Below are 18705 nucleotides of genomic sequence, written 5' to 3'. Positions count from 1 at the left end.
GGGCTAACACTCGGGCAGCGAAAAGAAATGCCCCGCAAGGCTGCGGGGCATGGATTGGATCAGCGATGGTTGCTGACGCGCTGGATGGCGTTGTCGTAGACCGGATTGGCCTTTTGCTGCTTCGCCGCCCGGTAGTTGCTCAAGGCGTCGTCGAGCTGACCTGCATCTTCATAGAGGCGTCCGATGTTGTAGTAGGAGCTGGCGCGAACCGTCGCCGCGGTCGGACCGCTGGCCAGAGCCAGCGCCTTGCGGTCGGCCCAGATGGCCTCGGCGGCACGGCCCGCTTTCTGGTAGGCGAGGCCCAGGTTGCTGTAGGCCTGGCCATAGTTCGGGTCTGCATCGATGGCCTGGCGGTACAGATTGATGGCGCCTTCGAGGTCACCGGCGTGATATGCCTTTTCACCGTTCTGGTTCAGCGTCTTGGCGTGGGCCGGATCGATGCCGCCCTGGTTGGCGGCGGTGACTTGCAGTTGTTCGTTGTTGTAGTTGCCGATCTCATTGAGCACGTTTTCCGCGTCGACATACACGCCGCGCACGGTATTGATGTCCTGAAACTCGCCTTCGCCCGTGATGCGAAATACCGTCCACAAATTGCCGGGCTGATTTTTCGGCACGTAATAGCTGCGTACCAACGATTTGCCGACGTAAACGAACACCTTGGCCTGACTGTCGGCAAGGGAGGTCGTATGCGGCTTGGCGCGGTCGGTGTAATCGTGCACCGCGAAGACGTAGGTATCGCCCGCGTGCTTGCGTTCCAGGGTGATGGTTTCAGGTCCGTAACTATCGGTGTGGTCGATGTCCAGATTGGCGTCAGGCCCCTTCCTTGTGCGCCAGAAGACGTGATTGTTCGGGTAGGCCACGTGCAGGTCGAGGTCGGCCGGCTCGGCGCCCCAGCTCAGCACGACGCGCAAACCGTCGAGGTTCTGCATGACGGGGCTGAGCGCATAGCTCAGGCCGGCACACGGACATTTGGCGATCAGGTCAGAGTAGCCATCCTTCTTGATGATGATCAACGAGTTGGCATCGTCGGCCTGGTCCTGGGACAGCTTGGCGTTGCCCTGGTCATCCGTGACGGCATGTACGGATTGCGCTCCGTTACGCTGCAGAATCACTGTTGCGTCGGGGATTTTCTGGTCTTTGACGGTAGCGCTCAATACCTGGACTTTCAGGTCGGTGGCGTGAGCGTTGAAGGCAAAAAGCGCGAATGCGAGCGCAACCCACTTACGGCCGTACAAGCGTGCGGTCATATAACGTCCTTGCTGCTTTGGTGTGGAAGAATCGGATAATGCGCGATCGGAATAATTCTAACGAACACATTGCGACAAAGCGGGGTCGATCTCTGCAAAATCGCGGGCAGGTTGGAGTCGGACGCGTAGCACGGGGAGCCGGCCCGACGAAGACCATCGCTAGAACTCTGGCGCTACGCCAGCCGAGTACCTCGACTCCCTTGACCGCCTGAGGCCAGCCAGCCGCCTATGCACAGCCAATCTTCCGAGCGACTCAAACGCTGGCTGCAGCAGCCATGGTGGCCGTACTGGCTGGTGGTGGCCTTGCTGCCGTTCGGGCGCAGTGCCGAGCTGGGCACTGCGGCATGTCTGATCGGGCTGCTGCTTGCATGGCGGCGAGGGATCGAATGGACGCAGCCGTCGATGCGTCTGCTATGGATGCTGCTGACGTGCTACATCGGCGCAGCATTGCTGTCTTCATTCGTGTCCGTGGCGCCTGGTAAAAGCTGGAGCACGGTACTGGGCTTGCTGCGTTATCTGCCGCTGGGGCTTTATGCCTGTCATGCGTTGCGCGGCGAGCAGCGGGTGCATGGGTTGTATGTCGCGGTGGCGGCGGTGATCGCCTTCTGGGTGCTCGATGCGTGGATGCAGATGCTTACCGGCTGGAGCTTGCGCGGGCATGCGGACGCGGAGCGGATTTCCGGGCTGTTCGGTGCGGACGATCCCAAGCTGGGCCCGACGCTGGCGATGTTGTCGCCGTTTGCGCTGTGGGCGGCGCGCAAGCGCTGGGAATTGCGCGGGCTGATCGTGGCTTTCGTGTTGTTGCTGGGGCCGGTGATGTTGAGCGGCTCGCGGTCGGCGTGGATCGCCTTCGGCTTGGTCACGCTGGTGTTCATCGCGCGCGAAGCGGGTTCGTTTGTGCGCTTTTTGGCGGTCGGTGCGTCGGTGGCTGTGGTGTTGGCGATTGCGGGCGCTATCGCATGGAAAACATCCACCCGCTTTGAGACGCGCATGCAGCGCACTTTGATGGCCTTGAGCGGCAGCGAGCAATCGCTCAACGAAGCGACGACCGGGCGGCTCGATATCTGGCACACCGGCGTGCGCATGATCGAGGCGCATCCCTTGCTGGGAGTGGGCGTGCGTGGGTTTCGCTACGCATATCCGCATTATGCACCCGCGAACGATCATTTCATGGTGGCGGAGAATTGCGGCGACGGCATGGGCGCCTGCCATCCGCATCAACTGGTGTTGGAGGTGCTGATCGAAACCGGCGTTGTGGGCCTGCTGCTGTGGCTGGTCGGTGTCGCGCTGGCTGTGCGCGCATGGCGGCGCGCAGGGTCGGCCGGCCGGGCGACGGCTTTTCCGGTGACGGTATCGCTGGCGGCGATGCTGTTTCCGCTCAATTCGCACCTGGCCTTCTATTCGGCCTGGTGGGGGCTGTTGTTCGCCTGGTTGCTGGGGCTATGGTGTGCGTCGCTGTTTGCAGCAACGAAGGAAGAACGCGATGGCGCGTGAACCGCTCTCGGTGGTGGTGATCACCTACAACAACGCCGATACGCTGGATATCTGCCTGCGCGAAGTGGATTGGGCCGACGAAATCGTCGTGCTCGATTCCGGTTCGACCGACAGCACGGTGGCGATTGCGCGTATGCATGGCGCGCGGGTGGAAGTGCATCCGTTCGACGACTACGGTCCGCAGAAGCAGCGCGCCTACGAACTGGCGCGCAACGATTGGATCTTGAACCTGGATGCGGACGAAATCCTGTCGCCCGGTACGCGCGCGATCATCGAGCGTGCATTGGAAGATCCACAGCACGCTGGGTTCCGCCTGCCGCGCCGCGAGCGCATGTTCTGGACCGTGCAGCACCGCCTGAGTCATCGCAACGGCCATCTGCGCCTGTTCAATCGCAGGCACGGCGCCATGAACGATGTGGAAGTGCATGCGGCGGTGGAAGTGCGTGGGCCGGTAAAGACCTTGTGGGGCGCCGACTTCGTCAACAACGGCGATGGCGATATCGCCACGCGGGCGGAGAAAATCAATCGCTACAGCAGCGGCATGGTGGCGCACAAGCTGCGCCGTGGGCAGCGTTTTACCGGGCTGCGCATGGTGATCTATCCGCCGCTGTTTTTTTTAAGGCAGTTTGTGTTGAAGCGGTATTTTCTGAGCGGATGGGCAGGGTTTGTCGCCAGTGTGCTGGGTGCGTTTTACGTGTTCCTGAAATACGCCAAATTGCATGAGGCGCGTCGTAGGCAGGACTGAGGCAACGACCAACCCGGCGTCTCAGCTCAACCTACTGGGCATCGCTCAAAATGCGCACGAATTCGTCGGCGATGACGCGCGTGCTGAAATGCCGGTCCACAAAATCGCGCGCCGCGATGCCCATGGGCTCGCGCACGTCTGCATCGCATAGCTTGAGAATGGCGTTGCGCAACGCCGCTGCATTGCCGGGTGGCAACAGCAAGCCACTGACGTTCGGCGAAAGCGTTTCGGGCACGCCGCCGATGTTGCTGGCCAGCACCGGCGCGCCCGCAGCTTGGGCTTCCACCGACACGCGGCCGAAGGTTTCCGTGGCGATGGAAGGGAAGGCCAGCATGGAGATCGCGCTGTAGTACGGATGCACGTCGTCGATCCAGCCGAGCATGTGATGGCGGTGCGCGAAGTTGCCGGCTTCGATGCGTTCGCCCAGTTGTTGCGCCTCCGGTCCATGGCCCAGCCACAGGCAATGCAGGCGCGATTCCTGCGCCATGGCCCCATCGAGCGCTTCAAGCAGGGTGAAGATGCCTTTGGTGTGATGCATGCGACCGAAATAGCCCAGCACGATCGCATCCTGCGGAATGCCTAGCTGGTGCAGGACGTCGCTGCGGCGCTGCGCGTCGGGCTTGCACCAGGTCATGCTCACCGGGTTGTACAGCACGCGAACGCGTTGCGGCGCCACGCCACGGTCCAGATAAGCCTGCCGCGCATGTTGGGAAACCGCAAAGAAGCGCTGCGCCAGTCGTGGCACCAGGTATTGGGACAGTCGGCCCATTGGTGGCGTGCGGTGACGGAACAGCGCCACCGGTACGCGCAGCAGGCGGCTGACCAGGATCAGCGGCCAGTATTCCTTGCCGAAGTTGCCGACCAGCCAATCCGGTTGCAGATCACGTGCGGCCTTGAACGTGGCCAAATATCCGCGCAGGTCGAACACGTTGCGGAATTTCGCCGGATAAAGTTTCGCACCGGACTTGTCCAGCGCATTGGCGATCAGGCCATTCGGATACACCACGGCGCTGACCTGGTGGCCGGCTTCCACCATGGCCAGGGCGAGCGCGACGAAGTGCGTGGCGGCGCCGGTGTTTTCCGGATTGGTGCCGACGAAAAGAAATTTCATGCGCGGCTGCCCGGGTGACGTTTGTTCTCGTAATCGGTGAATGCGCGCATGGCGAACTGCGGCAGCACGTGATGGCGGGCGACTTGCACGCGCGGCAGGCGCCATACGTCCATGCCGGCGTTGGCGCGTCCGCGCTGGGTAGTGGTGGCGGCGGCATAGCCGGCGGCGCGGGCCACTTCGGCGACGCGATCGTCCATGTCGCCATAGGGGTAGCAGAACTGCGTCACCGGCGCGCCGAGCACGGCTTCCAGATCGGCCTTGCTGCCGGCGATCTCGTCTTGCAACTGTGCGTCACTGCATTGCGTGAGATGCGGATGGCTGCGCGTGTGTGCGCCGGTCTCCATGCCGCCCTGCTGCCAGGCGCGCAGTTGTGCGGCGGTCATCAAGGGCTTCTGGATGCCGAGCTTTTCCGCGTCCCAGTTGTTGTAGCGGCCGATGCTGCCGCTGACTACGTAGCAGGTGGCGGTGAAGCCGTAGCGCTGGAGGATCGGCAGCGCGAACTCAAGGTTGTCGACATAGCCGTCGTCCAGCGTGATCACTGCGATGCGGCCTTGCCGTTCGCCGCGCAGGTACGGCATCGCGTCGGACATCGATAGGCCCCGGTAACCGAACCGCTTGAGCAGCCACATCTGCCGCGCGAAAGCGCTGGGACTCACGTACAGGCTGCGCCAGCGCTTCAGGCCGCGCGGGGCCTTGGCGATGTTGTGATACATGAAGATCGGGCAAGCCGGAGCGCTTCGCCCTTCCTGCGTGGTCATGCAGCGCTCCTTGTCTGCCGTTCGCAGGATTTTACGGCAGTCGGCGGTGCCGGGCGACGGCGCGACCGGCTGGTTCGGTGATAGGGCATGGCAACGGCGCGACAAAAGGCCAATCCATCTATGTACCGGCCGAGGCTGACGCCAGCCTGTCGTTGCGCTCAATAGATCGGCGGCTGCCCTTCAGGCCGCGTCTTGAAGCGTTTGTGTACCCACAGGTATTGCTCGGGCGCTTCGCGCACCATGTCTTCGATGCAGCGGTTGACGCGCACGGTATCGGCTTCGGCATCCGCGCTGGGCAGGTTGTCCAGCGGCGCACCCAGGCGCAGCACGTAGCCCTGGCTGCCGGGCAGGCGCCGATGGAAGAACGGCACTACCGCCGCGCGGGACAGCCGCGCCAGATGATGCGTACCGGTGATGGTGGCGGCGATCACGCCGAAGAACGGCGCGAAGGCGTTGTCCTTGCTGCGCATGTCCTGGTCGGGCGCGTACCACAGCGTGCCGCCGTTGCGCAGGTATTTCACGGTGCCGCGGATATCGTCCTTGTCGAACATGGCGCGCGCGTAACCCAGCCGCGCGCGCAGCACCGTCCATTCGAACACGGGGTTGTCCATGCGGCGGTACATGCCGGCGATGCGGATGCGTTGCGACACCAGCCGCGCACACAATTCCAGGTGCGAGAAATGTCCACCTACCAGCAAGATGCCGCGTCCTTCGGCGTGTGCGGCCTGGAGATGTTCCAGCCCTTCGATGGTGACCGGGATTTTCCCGATCGCGCGGTCCGATCCCATCCAGCCCAGCGCGAACTCGATCAGCATCAGGCCGATGTCGCGCAGGTGCGCATCCACCAGCGCGGCCTGCGCTTTCGCATCGAGCTCCGGAAAACACAGTGCGACATTGGTGGCCGCCACCTGGCGGCGCGGCGAGGGAAAGCGCTCGATCAGCCAGCCCAGCGCGCGGCCGATGCCCATCAGCACCGGAAACGGCAGCATGGCGATCAGCTTCATCACGCCCACGCCAACCCATGCCGGCCAGAGGCGTGGTGCGAGCAAGGAGCGGGTGAAGGGGGGATAAGGTGTTCCAGGCATTCGGGCAATTGTAGCGGCACATGCCCCGTATACTTCCGCGTCCCGCACAGGAATCGACGTTGCGCTATCTCTATACCCTCCTGATGTACCTCGCCACGCCGGTGCTCGTGCTGCGACTGCTGACGCGCGGGGTGCGCTATGGCAATTACCACCGGCGTTGGCCGGAGCGCTTCGGCTTTTTCAAGGCGCCGGATCTGCGCGGCAGCATCTGGGTGCACGCGGTATCGGTGGGCGAAGTGAACGCGGCCGAGCCGTTGATCAAGGCGCTGCGCGAGGATTATCCAAATGCGCCGCTGGTGGTCACGACTGTCACGCCGACCGGTTCGGCGCGCGTGCAGCAGCTGTTCGGCGACAGCGTGTTCCATGTCTATCTGCCGTATGACTTGCCGTTTTCCGTGCACCGTTTCCTGAAGCAGGTGCGGCCGCGGCTCGCGCTGATCGTGGAAACGGAGATCTGGCCAAACCTTTATTTTGGCTGCTACCGGCGTGGCATTCCGCTGATGATCGTCAACGCGCGCCTGTCCGGCCGCTCGCTGCGTGGTTATGCCCCGATGCGTGCGCTGCTGCGTTCGGCCTTGCGCTGCGTGCGGCAGATCGCGGCCCAGTCGCGCACCGATGCGGCGCGCTACCGCTTGCTGGGCGCGGATCCGGCGCAGGTCACCGTCAGCGGCAACTTGAAATTCGACATGCCCATTCCAGTCGGCGCGCCGGAAGCCGGCGAGGCGTTCCGTCAGCAATGGGGCCGCCTGCGGCCGGTGTGGATTGCCGCGAGTACGCATGAAGGCGAGGAGCTGGCCGTGCTGGAAGCACACCTGGAGGTGCTGAAGCGATTGCCGGACGCCCTGCTGCTGATCGCGCCGCGCCATCCGGAACGCTTCCGGCTGGTGGAGCACTCGGTACGCAGCCTGGGCTTCAGCATGGCGATGCGCAGCGCGGACCGCGTGCCCGGCGAATCGCACCAGGTATTCGTGATCGACTCGATGGGCGAGCTGATGCCGTTCTTCGCCGCCTCCGACGTCGCCTTCGTCGGCGGCAGCCTGGTGCCGATCGGTGGCCATAACGTGCTCGAGCCGGCGGCGCTGTCCCGGCCGGTGCTGGTGGGGCCGCATACCTTCAATTTCGAGGAAATCACCCTCACGCTGATCCGCGGCGGCGGCGCCAAGCGCGTGATGCAAAGCAATGCGCTAGGCGCCGAAGTGCTCGATCTGCTGCAGGACGAGGCACGCTGCAGGCAGATGGGCTGTCAGGCGCGAGTGGTGTTCGACAGCGAGCGTGGCGCGGTGGGGCGGGTGATGCGGTTGATCGATCGGATGTTGCAGGAGTGATTTACCGCTGGTGGGGGTGCAAACCCCAACGTATCTTTTCGATGACGTTGGGGTTTGCACCCCAACCTACGTGATCAAAAAAACGCCGGGAATCCCGGCCTTTTTTGATCACTGCAACAACGAATTGGCGTATTCCAGATCGTTGTAATCGATCGTGCCCGCCGATTGCTTCAGCAACAGGCGATTCAACACCAGCTGATGGCGCGCGACCGAATAGGTGCTCTGCGCCTGGGTCAGCTGCTGGATCGAGGTCAGCACGTCCAGCATGATCTGCGTACCCACCTGGAAGCCGGCCTTGGTGGCGTCCACGGCTTTCTGCGCCGAATCCACCGCGGCCTTGCCCGATTCCACTTCGCTGATGCCGGCCAGCACCGAGTTGTAATAGTTGAGCGTGTTCTGCGTGACCTGGCGGCGCGTCAGTTCCAGTGCGTCCTGCGCTTCGTCGCGCTGGTAGATCGACTGGCGCACCTTCGATTGCGTGGCGCCGCCGGAGAAGATCGGCACCGACAGCGTGACGCCGATGGTAGTGCCGTAGCGGCCGTTGCCGGTTGCACCAAGCGCGTTGTAGCTGCCGTTCTCCAGCCATGCCGTGGTCTTGCCACGGCTGAGGCTGGCGGTGATGGTTGGCAGGTGGCCAGCGCGTGCCGCGTTGATGGTGTGCTGGGCCGCGTCGACGGAAAGCTGCGAGGAAGCCAGCGTGGGGTTGTTCTTCAGTGCGCTGTCCACCCAGTTCTGCGGATCGGCCGGGGTGGGCGGATCCATCGGCAGATCGGGGCGCAGCTTCCTCAGCTCGCCGACCGGCTTGCCGGTGATCACGCTGAGCGCCTGGCGATCGTTAGCCAGCGTGTTCTGCACGCTGACCGTGTTCGCCTTGGCAGCCTCGTAATATGACTTGGCCTGGTACACGTTGGTGACGGCGGAGATGCCCACCTTGTACTGCTGCTCGGCCTGGTCGTAGGTGACGCGATAGGCTTCTTCGTTGGCCTTGGCGTAGGCGAGCTGCTCCTCGTCATTCAACACCGTGAAATAGGCCGAGGCCACGCGCACGAATAATTCCTGCGCGGCAGCCTCATAGGTTTTTTCCTGCGCATCGGAGGTCGAATGTGCAGCTTGCAGGTTCGCGATGTCGGACAGGTTGAGAATGGTCTGGTCGACACTGGCCGAAATCGAGCGCGTGCGTTCGTGACCGGAACCGGTGCCCTGGGCCAGGCTGCTATTGCTGCCGGAAAGACTCTGCTGCTGCAGGGTCATGCCGGCATTGATCTGCGGCAACAGCAATGCGCGCGCCTGCGGCACATTTTCGCGCACGGCCAGACGTGTGGCGTCGGCCTGTGCCAGCACAGGGTCGTTCGCACGCGCCTGACGATATGCATCCAGCAAATCCTCGCCGTGGCTGGGCAGGGAAACTGCAGCCAGGGACAGGGCAAGGGTCAGAAGCTTCAAGCGCATGGTTCGCCTCGTGGGTTCGAAAATCGGGGTCAGAAAACGAAACGGCGAGGAGGTTCGGCGTGCGCGAGATAGGGAAGATCCGTCTCGAACAGGCTTTCCTCGCGATAACGGCCGTTGCCTTCGTGCGTAAGCACCAGCACCTGCTGCACCGGGGACTCGCCGCGAACGACGAGCAACCGGCCACCGGGCTTGAGCCAGCCGAGGAAACGGTCGGGGATACGGTAGACGGCGCCGGTGACAATCACCGCATCGAACGTGCCCTGCGGCTGCCATTCGTTGACGGCTTCGCCGGTCTGCAACTGCACGTTGGTGATGCCGGCGGCCTGCAGGCGCTGATTGGCCACGGCGGTGAAATCGGCATGGATGTCCACGCTGGTGACCTGCGCGGCGAGGTTGGCCAGGCAGGCGGTAAGAAAGCCCGAACCGGTGCCGATCTCCAGCACGCTGTCTTCGGGTTTCAATGCCAGCGCCTGCAGCACGCGGCCTTCCACGACCGGCTTCATCATCACTTCGCCGTGGCCGAGCGGCAGGTTCAGGTCGGCGAACGCCAGCTGGCGATGGGCGGCCGGGACGAAATCCTCGCGGCGGACGTGACGCAGCACGTCAAGCACGCGACCATCCAGCACCTCCCAGGGGCGCACCTGGTTCTCAACCATGTTTTGACGCGCCTGATCGAAGTTCATCGCCATGGAAAACAAAGCCTATATGGATCGGAAAAAGGTCAAAAAGGATAAGCGTTTAGACCCTGTTTCGACAATGGTAAGGTTGCGTTGCATCATGCCTCGCACGAAGTGCCGGAAGTCATCGCGATGACCTGACGTAAGTCATGCTTTTGTTCTGTGTCCGCGGACACTTACGCGCTTTTCCGGTGATTGCGAACGGCGCTCAAATCCACCCCAACCGGAAGCAGTGAGAGCGCCTTTTCGGTGCTTGCGCCGAGCACGGCGTCCAGCCGTTCGATGCGTCCGAGCAACCATCCGCCCCGCTGGCCGGCCGCGACGCACCACCAGGCGAGCCACCGGCACAGACGATGCTTATCACTGACGTCCAGGGTTGGAATGAGGGCGCGGATCGCGAACACCTGTCTGCGCGCTGTCCGGCCTCCTTCCAGCCACTCCGACAGCAGGCGCTGGGCCTTGCGGAATGGGGCGCTGAGAGCCATTTCAGGGATAGTTGCGCACATCGGCCGAAATATTCGGTATCATTCAGAAAATAAGTAAACCGACCCGTATAATAAATTGGGTTTTTTGATTTGTGAAGGTGCATCCATGAACTCGATCCCGCTGACCAAGCCACATGGGCCAGGCCGCCCTAAGGACATGGAAAAGCGCGCGGCCATTCTCGACGCCGCCAAGGCTCTGTTCATACGCAATGCCTTCGCCGGCACCAGCATGGATGCAATCGCCGCGGAGGCGGGCGTATCCAAGCTCACGGTCTACAGTCACTTCGGCGATAAGGACAACCTGTTCCGCGAGGTCATCCGCGCGCGCATCCAGGATCTCCTGCCCGAAGAGACCTATCAGTTCGAGTCCGATACCGATATCGGCGAAATCCTCAACCGCATCGCCCTCACCCACGCCCGCCTGGATTGCGATCCGGAAACCGTGGGCACGTTCCGCGCCATTCTCAGCGACTGCCGCCAGGGCAATCCGCGCTATGGCAAGCTGATGTGGGAAGAGGGTCCGATGCGTTCCCGCGCCCTGCTCGAGCGCCTGCTGCAGCAAGCGGTTGATGCCGGCAAGCTCGACATTCCCAACATCTCGCGCGCGGCCACGCAGTTCATTTCGCTGATCAAGGGCGATTCGATGATGCGGCACATGTTCGGCTGCGTGGATTGCCAGCAGTCCTACGCCCGGGAAATCGAAGAGAACGCCCGCGCCAGCGTCACCATGTTCCTGCGCGCCTATTCGCCGTCGCACTAAAGGATCAAGGCATCCTGCGGCCTGCACTCGTTTATCACCCCGCTTCATGGTCAAATAGCGGGGTTGTTGTTAGTTAGGAAGCGGGGGTGCCGACCGCAGTCGGCTGAGAGAGTCCCTTCGAACCTGATCCGGTTAGCACCGGTGTAGGGAGCTTCGTCGCATGGGTCACCATGCGTTGGCGCCGTCGCTTCAGTTGCTGGTATGCCGCACATTCGTGCGGACTTCTCAATAAAGCGCGTCCTTCGGGACACTGCTTGAGCACTGGACGAATGCCGATGAATGCCTTGCCCTCCGATCTCGTGCGCGCCGCGCAAGAACTCTCCGAAGCCGTCACCCGGCCCATTCCTGGCTCGCGCAAGATCCACGTGCAGGGCAGCCGCGCCGACCTGAAGGTGCCGATGCGCGAAATCTCGCAAGCGCAGACACCCACCCTGTTCGGCGGCGAAGCCAATCCGCCCATCACTGTCTATGACACCTCCGGCCCTTACACCGATCCTGACTACACCGTGGATCTGGCCACCGGCCTGCCGGCCTTGCGCGCGCAATGGATCATGGAGCGCGGTGATGTGGATCAACTCGCGGGCCTCACCTCCGCCTTCGGTCGCGAACGCGCGGCAGACGCCAAGCTCGACGCCGTGCGCTTCGGCCACACGCGCGCACCGCTGCGCGCCAAGCCGGGCGCGAACGTCACGCAGATGCACTACGCGCGCCGGGGCATCATTACGCCGGAGATGGAATACATCGCCATCCGCGAAAACCAGCGCATCGAGGCGCTGAAAGACAGCGCGCTGCGCCACCAGCATCCGGGCCAATCCTTCGGCGCCTCGCTGCCGAAGCTGATCACGCCCGAATTCGTGCGCGACGAAGTGGCGCGCGGCCGCGCCATCATCCCGGCCAACATCAATCACCCGGAAAGCGAGCCGATGATCATCGGCCGCAACTTCCTCACCAAGATCAACGCCAACATCGGCAACAGCGCGGTCAGCTCCAGCATCGCCGAGGAAGTGGAAAAAATGGTGTGGTCGATCCGCTGGGGCGGTGACACTGTGATGGATCTTTCCACCGGTAAGAACATCCACGAAACGCGTGAGTGGATCATCCGCAACTCGCCCGTGCCGATCGGCACCGTGCCAATCTACCAGGCGCTGGAAAAAGTTGGCGGCGTGGCCGAGGAACTCACCTGGGAGCTGTTCCGCGACACCTTGATCGAACAGGCCGAGCAGGGCGTGGATTACTTCACCATCCACGCCGGCGTGCTGCTGCGCTTCGTGCCGCTTACCGCCAAGCGCGTCACCGGCATCGTCTCGCGCGGCGGTTCGATCCTGGCCAAGTGGTGCCTGGCGCATCACAAGGAAAATTTCCTCTACACGCACTTCGAGGAAATCTGCGAGATCATGAAGGCATACGACGTATCCTTCAGCCTTGGCGACGGCCTGCGTCCGGGTTGTGTGGCGGATGCGAACGACGCCGCGCAGTTCGGGGAGTTGGACACGCTGGGCGAACTCACCCAGATCGCGTGGAAGCACGATGTGCAGGTGATGATCGAAGGCCCCGGCCACGTGCCGATGCAGCTGATCAAGGAAAACATGGAGCGCCAGCTGGAGAAATGCCACGAGGCGCCGTTCTATACGCTCGGGCCGCTCACCACCGACATCGCGCCCGGCTACGACCACATCACCAGCGCGATCGGCGCGGCGATGATCGGTTGGTTCGGCACTGCCATGCTCTGCTATGTCACGCCGAAGGAGCATCTGGGCCTGCCGAACAAGCAGGACGTGCGCGACGGCATCATCGCCTACAAGATCGCCGCGCATGCCGCCGATCTCGCCAAGGGTCATCCCGGTGCGCAGGTGCGCGACAATGCGCTCAGCAAGGCGCGCTTCGAATTCCGCTGGGACGATCAGTTCAATCTTGGCCTGGATCCGGAAAAGGCCAAGGAATTCCACGACGAGACATTGCCGAAGGATGCGCACAAGTCCGCGCACTTCTGCTCGATGTGCGGTCCGAAGTTCTGCTCGATGAAGATCACCCAGGATGTGCGCGATTACGCCGCCGAACACGGCGTGGAAGAAACCGTCGCGCTGGACGAAGGCATGGCGGAGAAGGCGGCCGAATTCCGCGCGCAGGGCGCGGAGGTTTATCACAAGGCGTGATGGTCAAAGCTTGCCGCCATCTATCCCTCCCCTGCATGCAGGGGAGGGAGCAAACATTCGCTCAGTCACCCAAACGACCTTCCGCACGAGCGTATTCCGCAGGCGAACGTCCCACCAGCTTGCGGAAATCACGAATGAAATGCGCCTGGTCGAAATAGCCGAGCGTCAACGCCAATTCCATCCACGATACCGATACACCTGCCTGCATTTGCGCAACGGCTTCGTGCAGCCGGTAGCGGTTGATCACCCATTTGGGACTGACGCCCACGTACTGATTGAACAACCTTTGCAAAGCGCGCTTGGTGAGCTTGGCCTGCTGGGCCAGCGCATCGACCGAGGTCAGGTTGCGATCTGCCGCAATGCCGGCCACAAGTTCGCTCACGCGAGCAACATTCGAATCCACGTTCCGCAGGTGCGTGAACAACAGGCGCTCGGCGGCCGCGACCATGATATCGACGTTCGTCGCCCCAAGCACTTCCGCTTCGAAGCCGCCCGCGTCATCTCCAAAGATCTGGCACGGATCGAGCGAGCGATCCCGTAGCTCCGAAACCGGCTTGTCGTAAAACGGGAAAAAGCCACCGGCCTTGAACTTGATGCCGAACACTTGCCCTTTGCCTTCAAGCAATCGAACGAAGCGGCCCGTGTGCACGCCATAGATGGCGGTCAAGGCCGGCTCGATCACATAGTGGACATTTGGATGCGGCAGCGTTTCCTGCTGCTGCGCCGGGAGCCCGCGCAAGTCCCAGGCTACGTGCCAGTAATGCTCCACCACGCCTGCAAGCGCAAGGGACGGCGTGCGGCGCGCATGCAGGAATTCACCGTGCGCCAATCGCGGGTGCAAGACGCCGCGAGGCTTGCCCAAGTCAATCGTCATGCAGTCCCCAACTGTCGCGTTTTTCCAATCGCCATGTCCGCCGTTGTAATAATGTCGCGTCTGCAATGCGAACCGGAACCTATCATGCAGGCAAACGGACCTTTTGACGTAAAGCTGACCCCGCAACCCGCGGCGCCTGGCATCGAGCCGGCGAACCTGGGGCGGATGACCATCGACAAGCAGTTCCACGGCGATCTTGAGGCCACCAGCCTGGGCGAAATGCTCTCGGCGATGGGACAGGTGCAAGGCTCGGCGGGTTATGTGGCGATCGAGCGTGTAATCGGCACCTTGCACGGCAAACAGGGCAGCTTCGTGCTGCAGCATTACGGCATCATGGATCGCGGCGCGCCGCAACTGACGATCACGGTGGTGCCGGATTCGGGGACGGATGCCCTGGCCGGCTTGCTGGGAACGATGCAGATCCAGATCGAGGATGGCAAGCACTCCTACGTTTTCGACTACACACTTCCATAAGCGAAGCAGCGGAACGCATTCGCGACCTCAATTTCACCCGTGCTTCGCGGCAGTGAAGACAGGATGGATGGAGCAGTCCCGACTGGCCGGATACAGGAGACAGCCATGGCGTCCAAGCCCTTCCTCACGGACATCCAGACCATCCGCAAGCGCGCCCGCGAACACATCGACAAGGGCGCGATCACCGAAGGCTACAAGGCCGATCGCGACACCGTGATCAAGCTGCTCAACGAAGCGCTGGCCACCGAAATCGTCTGCACGCTGCGCTACAAGCGGCACTACTACATGGCCTCGGGCATTCACGCCAAGAGCGTGGCGGCGGAATTCCTGGAGCATGCGCAGGAAGAAGAGCAACACGCGGACATGCTCGCGCGGCGCATCACGCAGCTCGAGGGCGAGCCGAATTTCAATCCGGACGGTTTGCTCACACGCGCGCATTCCGATTACGTGGAAGGCGGCGACCTGGTCGATATGATCAAGGAAGACCTGGTCGCCGAGCGCATCGCCATCGACAGCTATCGCGACATCGTGCAATACCTGGGTAACGACGATCCTTCGTCGCGCCGTGTCATGGAGGAAATCCTGGCGAAGGAGGAAGAGCACGCCGATGATCTGCGCACCTTGCTCGAGGAGCTGGGCAAGAAAGGCGAACCGGCGAAGCCGGCGGTGCATCATTGATGGCGGCGGTTATTTCCGCGAGCGAAGCGTATGCGCTTCTTCGCGGGAATGACCGCCGCGGTGGATGCGAAGCTACCAACCCGCAACCACCAGCTTGCCGATCGTGCTTCCCGATTCCAATCGCCGATGCGCTTCGCGCAGATTTTCCGCATTGATCGGGCCTAGCGTTTCGCGCTGGATGCCGCGCAGCTCGCCTTCGTCGATCAAGGCCGCGACGCGTGCCAGCAGGCGGCCTTGTTCGGCCATGTCGGGCGTCTTGAAGCGAGGGCGTGCGAACATCATTTCCCAATGGATGCCGATGCATTTGACCTTGTAGGGATCGCCGATGTGCACCGGTGAGGTCGGTTCCACGATCAGGCCGACATGGCCTTGCGGCGCGAGCAGCTCGCCCAGTTCGGTCCAGTAATGCACGGTGTCGGCCAGGTTGATGGCGGCGTCGACGTGCTCGAAACCCAGCGCCTTCAGCTGCGCTGTGAGCGATTGGCGATGATCGATGACGTGCTGCGCGCCCATCGCGCGACACCATGCCTGCGTTTCTGGTCGTGACGCGGTGGCGATCACGGTGAAGCCAGCGCGGCGCGCCAGTTGAATCGCGATCGAGCCCACGCCGCCGGCACCGGCGATCACCAGCAACGACTTGCCGTCGCCGCCGTGTTCCGGCGAATAAGGCATGCGATGGAACAGCAGCTCCCACGCAGTGATCGTGACCAGCGGCAGCGCCGCGGAAGCGGCTGCATCCAGCCGGTGCGGCCGATGCGCAACCAGCCGCGCGTCCACCGCCTGATGCTGCGCATTGCTGCCGGGGCGGGTGACGTCGCCGGCGTAATACACCTCATCGCCCGGCTTGAAACCGCTGACCTCGGCGCCGACCGCTTCCACCGTGCCGGCGGCGTCGAAGCCGAGTACGCGCGGTTGCGTTTCCACATTCGGCTTGGGCGAGCGCAGCTTGGTATCGACAGGATTGACGGACACCGCCTCCACGCGCACCAGCAGATCGTACGCGCCGATCTGCGGCGTGGGCAGCTCCACATCGACCAGCGCTTGCGGATCGTCGATGGGCAGGTAACGGGTGAGGGCGACGGCTTTCATCGTGCGAGCTCCAGGTCGAGAGATCATGCGATCGGCACAGCGGGCCGATTGCGTTCGGCGAACTGCCCGTTCCAATACGGGTAATAGGGATAAGGCGGCGTGACGGCGCTGGCGGCATCCAGTCGCGCGATCTGCTCGCGTGTCAATGCCCAGCCGATCGCGCCCAGGTTTTGCCGCAGTTGTTGCTCGTTGCGCGCGCCGATCAGGATGCTCGATACGGTAGGACGCTGCAGCAGCCAGTTGAGCGCAATCTGCGGCACACTCTTGCCGGTTTCCGCCGCGATCTCGTCCAGCGCGTCGATCACGCGGAACAGCCGCTCTTCCTCTACCGGCGGCGCGAAACCGGCCGTTTCATGCAGCCGGCTGCCTTCCGGCGGCGGCTGGCCGCGACGGATCTTGCCGGTGAGGCGGCCCCAGCCGAGCGGGCTCCACACCAGCGCGCCGATTCCCTGGTCCAGGCCCAACGGCATCAGCTCCCACTCGTAATCGCGGCCGATCAGCGAATAGTACGTCTGGTTGGCGACAAAGCGCGTGTAGCCAAATCGGTCGGCGATAGCCTGCGATTTCATCAGCTGCCAACCGGAGAAGTTCGACGCGCCTACGTAACGCAGCTTGCCGTCGCGCACCAGGTCGTCGAGCGTGCGCATCACGCTTTCCACCGGCGTCATGGCGTCGAAGTGATGCAGTTGCAGCAGATCGATGTAATCGGTGCCGAGCCGCTTGAGTGCGCGCTCGACACCCGTCACCAGATGATGCCGCGATGCGCCAACATCGTTCGGGCCGTCGCCGCTGCGCAGGGTGAGCTTGGTGGAGATGATCGCCTGATCGCGGCGCCCCTTGAGCGCATCGCCGAGAATGCTTTCGGAAGCGCCATCCGAATAGACGTCCGCCGTGTCGAACAGGTTTACGCCGGCGTCCAGGCAGATATCGAGCAGGCGCCGCGCTTCGGTCGCATCGGCATTGCCCCAGGCGCTGAACAGCGGCCCTTTGCCGCCGAAGGTGCCCGCGCCGAATCCGAGCACGGGGACCTTGAAGCCGGAGGCACCGAGAAATCGGTATTCCATGGTCGTTTTTCCTTTGAGCACAAAGATTGGTCGATTACGCGCCGCTGCCCGGGCAGGCGCGGGCCGGCAGCCGTGCAAGCGCGCTTTCGCGCTGCTGCGCCCACAGCGCAATCAGCAAGCCGGAAAAAGTGACCAGCGCCGCGACCCAGGTCAGCGCGCCAAGGCCGGGGCCGCGCGCCACCACCACGCCACCCAGCCATGCGCCCAGCGCATTGCCCAGATTGAAAGCGCCGATGTTCAAGCTGGAAGCGAGGTGCTTCGCATCGTTGGCTTTGTGCAGCACCCACAGTTGCAGCGGTGGCACCGTCGCGAATGCCGCGACGCCAAGCAGGCCGACGAACAGCACCGCCAGTGCTTTGCTATGCAGCGCGAAGCTCATCGTACCGAGCACCACGATCAGCGCCACCAGGGTCGACCACAGCGCGCGCGTGAGATGACGATCGGCCAGCTTGCCGCCGAGCAGGTTGCCGGCGATCAATCCGACGCCGAACACCAAGAGGATCGGTGACACCGCGCCCTGTGCGAAGCCGGTCACTTCGGTCAGGATCGGCTGGATATAGGTGAACACGGTAAATACGCCGGCAAAGCCCAGCACCGTCATCAACAAGCCGAGCAGCACGGAAGGCTGGCCGATGGCGCGCAGTTCATCGCGCACGGCGATGCGCTTGCCGTGTTCGTGATCGGCGGGCACCAGCGCCGCGATCACCAGCATCGCCAGCACACCGATCGCCGCCACTGCCCAGAACGTCGAGCGCCACCCGAAATGCAAACCCAGCCACGCGCCCGCCGGCACGCCGAGCAGGGTGGCGATGGTCAGGCCGGTGAACATGATCGAGATGGCCGACGCGCGGCGATTGGCCGGCACCAGGCTGGTCGCCACCACCGAACCCACGCCGAAGAAGGTGCCGTGCGCGAGGGAAGTGACCACGCGCGCCAGCAGCAGCAGCGTGTAATTGGGTGCCATCGCGCAACACAGATTGCCGAGGGTGAAGATCGCCATCAGGCCGATCAGCACCGCCTTGCGCGGCCAGCGGCTGGTGGCGACGGTCAGTACCGGCGCACCCACGAACACGCCCAGGGCATAGCCGGAAATCAGCAGGCCGGCGGTGGCGATGGTCACTTTCAAATCGGCGGCCACCTGGATCAGCAAACCCATGATCACGAACTCGGTGGTGCCGATGCCGAAGGCGCCGGCAGCCAGCGCGTACAGTGCCGCCGGCATGGCGCGGGAAGGGGA

Annotated in this window: 18 protein-coding genes and 1 riboswitch; of the genes, 7 read left to right on the top strand and 11 right to left on the bottom strand. The window is 63.2% G+C overall.

Features of this window, described 5'->3' with window-relative positions; all coding sequences use genetic code 11:
• Positions 1-59 precede the first annotated feature (59 nt).
• Entirely contained in the window at positions 60-1247 is a 1188-nt protein-coding gene (locus tag ACTHNE_RS07000) for a YfaP family protein (RefSeq protein ID WP_324946834.1), read from the bottom strand.
• A gap of 228 nt (positions 1248-1475) precedes the next feature.
• On the opposite strand from ACTHNE_RS07000, the gene ACTHNE_RS06995 reads away from it, so the two are divergent.
• Both ACTHNE_RS06995 and ACTHNE_RS06990 read left to right on the top strand, forming a co-directional pair.
• A complete protein-coding gene (locus ACTHNE_RS06995) occupies positions 1476-2741 on the top strand; it encodes an O-antigen ligase family protein (RefSeq protein ID WP_324946836.1) in 1266 nt (421 codons plus the stop codon).
• Positions 2731-3486, top strand: a complete 756-nt coding sequence (locus ACTHNE_RS06990; RefSeq protein ID WP_324946837.1) for a glycosyltransferase family 2 protein — start codon at positions 2731-2733, stop codon at positions 3484-3486. Before ACTHNE_RS06995 ends, ACTHNE_RS06990 begins: the two co-directional genes overlap by 11 nt.
• Positions 3487-3517: 31 nt before the next feature.
• Here the strand turns inward: ACTHNE_RS06990 and ACTHNE_RS06985 are convergent, their stop codons facing one another.
• From ACTHNE_RS06985 to lpxL, 3 genes are all read right to left on the bottom strand, one after another.
• A complete protein-coding gene (locus ACTHNE_RS06985) occupies positions 3518-4597 on the bottom strand; it encodes a glycosyltransferase family 4 protein (RefSeq protein WP_324946839.1) in 1080 nt (359 codons plus the stop codon).
• On the bottom strand, positions 4594-5355 hold the full coding sequence (locus ACTHNE_RS06980) for a polysaccharide deacetylase family protein (protein ID WP_324946841.1): 762 nt from the start codon (positions 5353-5355) through the stop codon (positions 4594-4596). The genes ACTHNE_RS06985 and ACTHNE_RS06980 overlap by 4 nt, the downstream gene beginning before the upstream one ends.
• Before the next feature lie 158 nt (positions 5356-5513).
• Entirely contained in the window at positions 5514-6440 is a 927-nt protein-coding gene (gene lpxL, locus ACTHNE_RS06975) for an LpxL/LpxP family Kdo(2)-lipid IV(A) lauroyl/palmitoleoyl acyltransferase (RefSeq protein WP_324946843.1), read from the bottom strand.
• A 20-nt stretch (positions 6441-6460) separates the two neighbouring features.
• Between lpxL and waaA the strand changes: the two genes are divergently transcribed.
• The gene (waaA, locus tag ACTHNE_RS06970; protein ID WP_324946844.1) at positions 6461-7765 is read left to right on the top strand and encodes a lipid IV(A) 3-deoxy-D-manno-octulosonic acid transferase; all 1305 of its coding nucleotides are present in this window, start codon (positions 6461-6463) and stop codon (positions 7763-7765) included.
• A gap of 108 nt (positions 7766-7873) precedes the next feature.
• Here the strand turns inward: waaA and ACTHNE_RS06965 are convergent, their stop codons facing one another.
• The 3 genes from ACTHNE_RS06965 to ACTHNE_RS06955 form a co-directional block, all read right to left on the bottom strand.
• Positions 7874-9214 (bottom strand): TolC family outer membrane protein, encoded by a 1341-nt coding sequence (locus tag ACTHNE_RS06965; protein ID WP_324946846.1) that lies wholly within the window; start codon positions 9212-9214, stop codon positions 7874-7876.
• A 29-nt stretch (positions 9215-9243) separates the two neighbouring features.
• The gene (locus ACTHNE_RS06960) at positions 9244-9903 is read right to left on the bottom strand and encodes a protein-L-isoaspartate O-methyltransferase family protein (protein ID WP_324946848.1); all 660 of its coding nucleotides are present in this window, start codon (positions 9901-9903) and stop codon (positions 9244-9246) included.
• Positions 9904-10067: 164 nt separating this feature from the next.
• Positions 10068-10376, bottom strand: coding sequence for a hypothetical protein (locus tag ACTHNE_RS06955; RefSeq protein WP_324946850.1), 309 nt, complete (start codon positions 10374-10376; stop codon positions 10068-10070).
• A gap of 106 nt (positions 10377-10482) precedes the next feature.
• On the opposite strand from ACTHNE_RS06955, the gene ACTHNE_RS06950 reads away from it, so the two are divergent.
• Both ACTHNE_RS06950 and thiC read left to right on the top strand, forming a co-directional pair.
• Complete coding sequence (locus ACTHNE_RS06950; protein WP_324946853.1) at positions 10483-11136, top strand: TetR/AcrR family transcriptional regulator; 654 nt, start codon at positions 10483-10485, stop codon at positions 11134-11136.
• A gap of 72 nt (positions 11137-11208) precedes the next feature.
• A riboswitch (TPP riboswitch) is annotated at positions 11209-11303 on the top strand.
• 108 nt (positions 11304-11411) lie between these two features.
• On the top strand, positions 11412-13289 hold the full coding sequence (gene thiC / locus ACTHNE_RS06945; protein ID WP_324946856.1) for a phosphomethylpyrimidine synthase ThiC: 1878 nt from the start codon (positions 11412-11414) through the stop codon (positions 13287-13289).
• 61 nt (positions 13290-13350) lie between these two features.
• Here thiC and ACTHNE_RS06940 read toward each other — a convergent pair whose 3' ends face one another.
• The gene (locus ACTHNE_RS06940; RefSeq protein ID WP_440268858.1) at positions 13351-14163 is read right to left on the bottom strand and encodes a DUF6597 domain-containing transcriptional factor; all 813 of its coding nucleotides are present in this window, start codon (positions 14161-14163) and stop codon (positions 13351-13353) included.
• An 84-nt stretch (positions 14164-14247) separates the two neighbouring features.
• Here ACTHNE_RS06940 and ACTHNE_RS06935 point away from each other — a divergent pair, with 84 nt between their 5' ends.
• Both ACTHNE_RS06935 and ACTHNE_RS06930 read left to right on the top strand, forming a co-directional pair.
• On the top strand, positions 14248-14637 hold the full coding sequence (locus tag ACTHNE_RS06935; RefSeq protein WP_440268857.1) for a DUF3224 domain-containing protein: 390 nt from the start codon (positions 14248-14250) through the stop codon (positions 14635-14637).
• 105 nt (positions 14638-14742) lie between these two features.
• Entirely contained in the window at positions 14743-15315 is a 573-nt protein-coding gene (locus tag ACTHNE_RS06930) for a ferritin-like domain-containing protein (RefSeq protein ID WP_440268856.1), read from the top strand.
• A 72-nt stretch (positions 15316-15387) separates the two neighbouring features.
• On the opposite strand, the gene ACTHNE_RS06925 is transcribed toward ACTHNE_RS06930, so the two are convergent.
• From ACTHNE_RS06925 to ACTHNE_RS06915, 3 genes are all read right to left on the bottom strand, one after another.
• Positions 15388-16404, bottom strand: coding sequence for a zinc-binding alcohol dehydrogenase family protein (locus ACTHNE_RS06925; protein ID WP_440268855.1), 1017 nt, complete (start codon positions 16402-16404; stop codon positions 15388-15390).
• 23 nt (positions 16405-16427) lie between these two features.
• On the bottom strand, positions 16428-17468 hold the full coding sequence (locus ACTHNE_RS06920) for an aldo/keto reductase (RefSeq protein WP_440268854.1): 1041 nt from the start codon (positions 17466-17468) through the stop codon (positions 16428-16430).
• 34 nt (positions 17469-17502) lie between these two features.
• Positions 17503-18705 (bottom strand): MFS transporter (locus tag ACTHNE_RS06915; protein ID WP_440268853.1); only part of this gene is annotated, 1203 nt, incomplete at its 5' end.

It is taken from the genome of Dyella sp. (genome assembly GCF_051954575.1).
Taxonomy (GTDB): Bacteria; Pseudomonadota; Gammaproteobacteria; order Xanthomonadales; family Rhodanobacteraceae; genus Dyella_B.
Note: the sequence above shows the minus strand (reverse complement) of the source record. Positions and strands in the feature narration are given on the sequence as shown.

What these genes read in the sequence shown, in the direction of transcription:
- ACTHNE_RS06920 (WP_440268854.1), bottom strand. Translation starts at nt 17,468, where the DNA reads ATGGAATACCGATTTCTCGGTGCCTCCGGCTTCAAGGTCCCCGTGCTC.
- ACTHNE_RS06980 (WP_324946841.1), bottom strand. Translation starts at nt 5,355, where the DNA reads ATGACCACGCAGGAAGGGCGAAGCGCTCCGGCTTGCCCGATCTTCATG.
- ACTHNE_RS06940 (WP_440268858.1), bottom strand. Translation starts at nt 14,163, where the DNA reads ATGACGATTGACTTGGGCAAGCCTCGCGGCGTCTTGCACCCGCGATTG.
- ACTHNE_RS06950 (WP_324946853.1), top strand. Translation starts at nt 10,483, where the DNA reads ATGAACTCGATCCCGCTGACCAAGCCACATGGGCCAGGCCGCCCTAAG.
- ACTHNE_RS06990 (WP_324946837.1), top strand. Translation starts at nt 2,731, where the DNA reads ATGGCGCGTGAACCGCTCTCGGTGGTGGTGATCACCTACAACAACGCC.
- thiC (WP_324946856.1), top strand. Translation starts at nt 11,412, where the DNA reads ATGAATGCCTTGCCCTCCGATCTCGTGCGCGCCGCGCAAGAACTCTCC.
- ACTHNE_RS06935 (WP_440268857.1), top strand. Translation starts at nt 14,248, where the DNA reads ATGCAGGCAAACGGACCTTTTGACGTAAAGCTGACCCCGCAACCCGCG.
- ACTHNE_RS06930 (WP_440268856.1), top strand. Translation starts at nt 14,743, where the DNA reads ATGGCGTCCAAGCCCTTCCTCACGGACATCCAGACCATCCGCAAGCGC.
- ACTHNE_RS06955 (WP_324946850.1), bottom strand. Translation starts at nt 10,376, where the DNA reads ATGGCTCTCAGCGCCCCATTCCGCAAGGCCCAGCGCCTGCTGTCGGAG.
- ACTHNE_RS06965 (WP_324946846.1), bottom strand. Translation starts at nt 9,214, where the DNA reads ATGCGCTTGAAGCTTCTGACCCTTGCCCTGTCCCTGGCTGCAGTTTCC.
- ACTHNE_RS06995 (WP_324946836.1), top strand. Translation starts at nt 1,476, where the DNA reads ATGCACAGCCAATCTTCCGAGCGACTCAAACGCTGGCTGCAGCAGCCA.
- lpxL (WP_324946843.1), bottom strand. Translation starts at nt 6,440, where the DNA reads ATGCCTGGAACACCTTATCCCCCCTTCACCCGCTCCTTGCTCGCACCA.
- ACTHNE_RS06960 (WP_324946848.1), bottom strand. Translation starts at nt 9,903, where the DNA reads ATGGCGATGAACTTCGATCAGGCGCGTCAAAACATGGTTGAGAACCAG.
- ACTHNE_RS06985 (WP_324946839.1), bottom strand. Translation starts at nt 4,597, where the DNA reads ATGAAATTTCTTTTCGTCGGCACCAATCCGGAAAACACCGGCGCCGCC.
- waaA (WP_324946844.1), top strand. Translation starts at nt 6,461, where the DNA reads ATGCCCCGTATACTTCCGCGTCCCGCACAGGAATCGACGTTGCGCTAT.
- ACTHNE_RS06925 (WP_440268855.1), bottom strand. Translation starts at nt 16,404, where the DNA reads ATGAAAGCCGTCGCCCTCACCCGTTACCTGCCCATCGACGATCCGCAA.
- ACTHNE_RS07000 (WP_324946834.1), bottom strand. Translation starts at nt 1,247, where the DNA reads ATGACCGCACGCTTGTACGGCCGTAAGTGGGTTGCGCTCGCATTCGCG.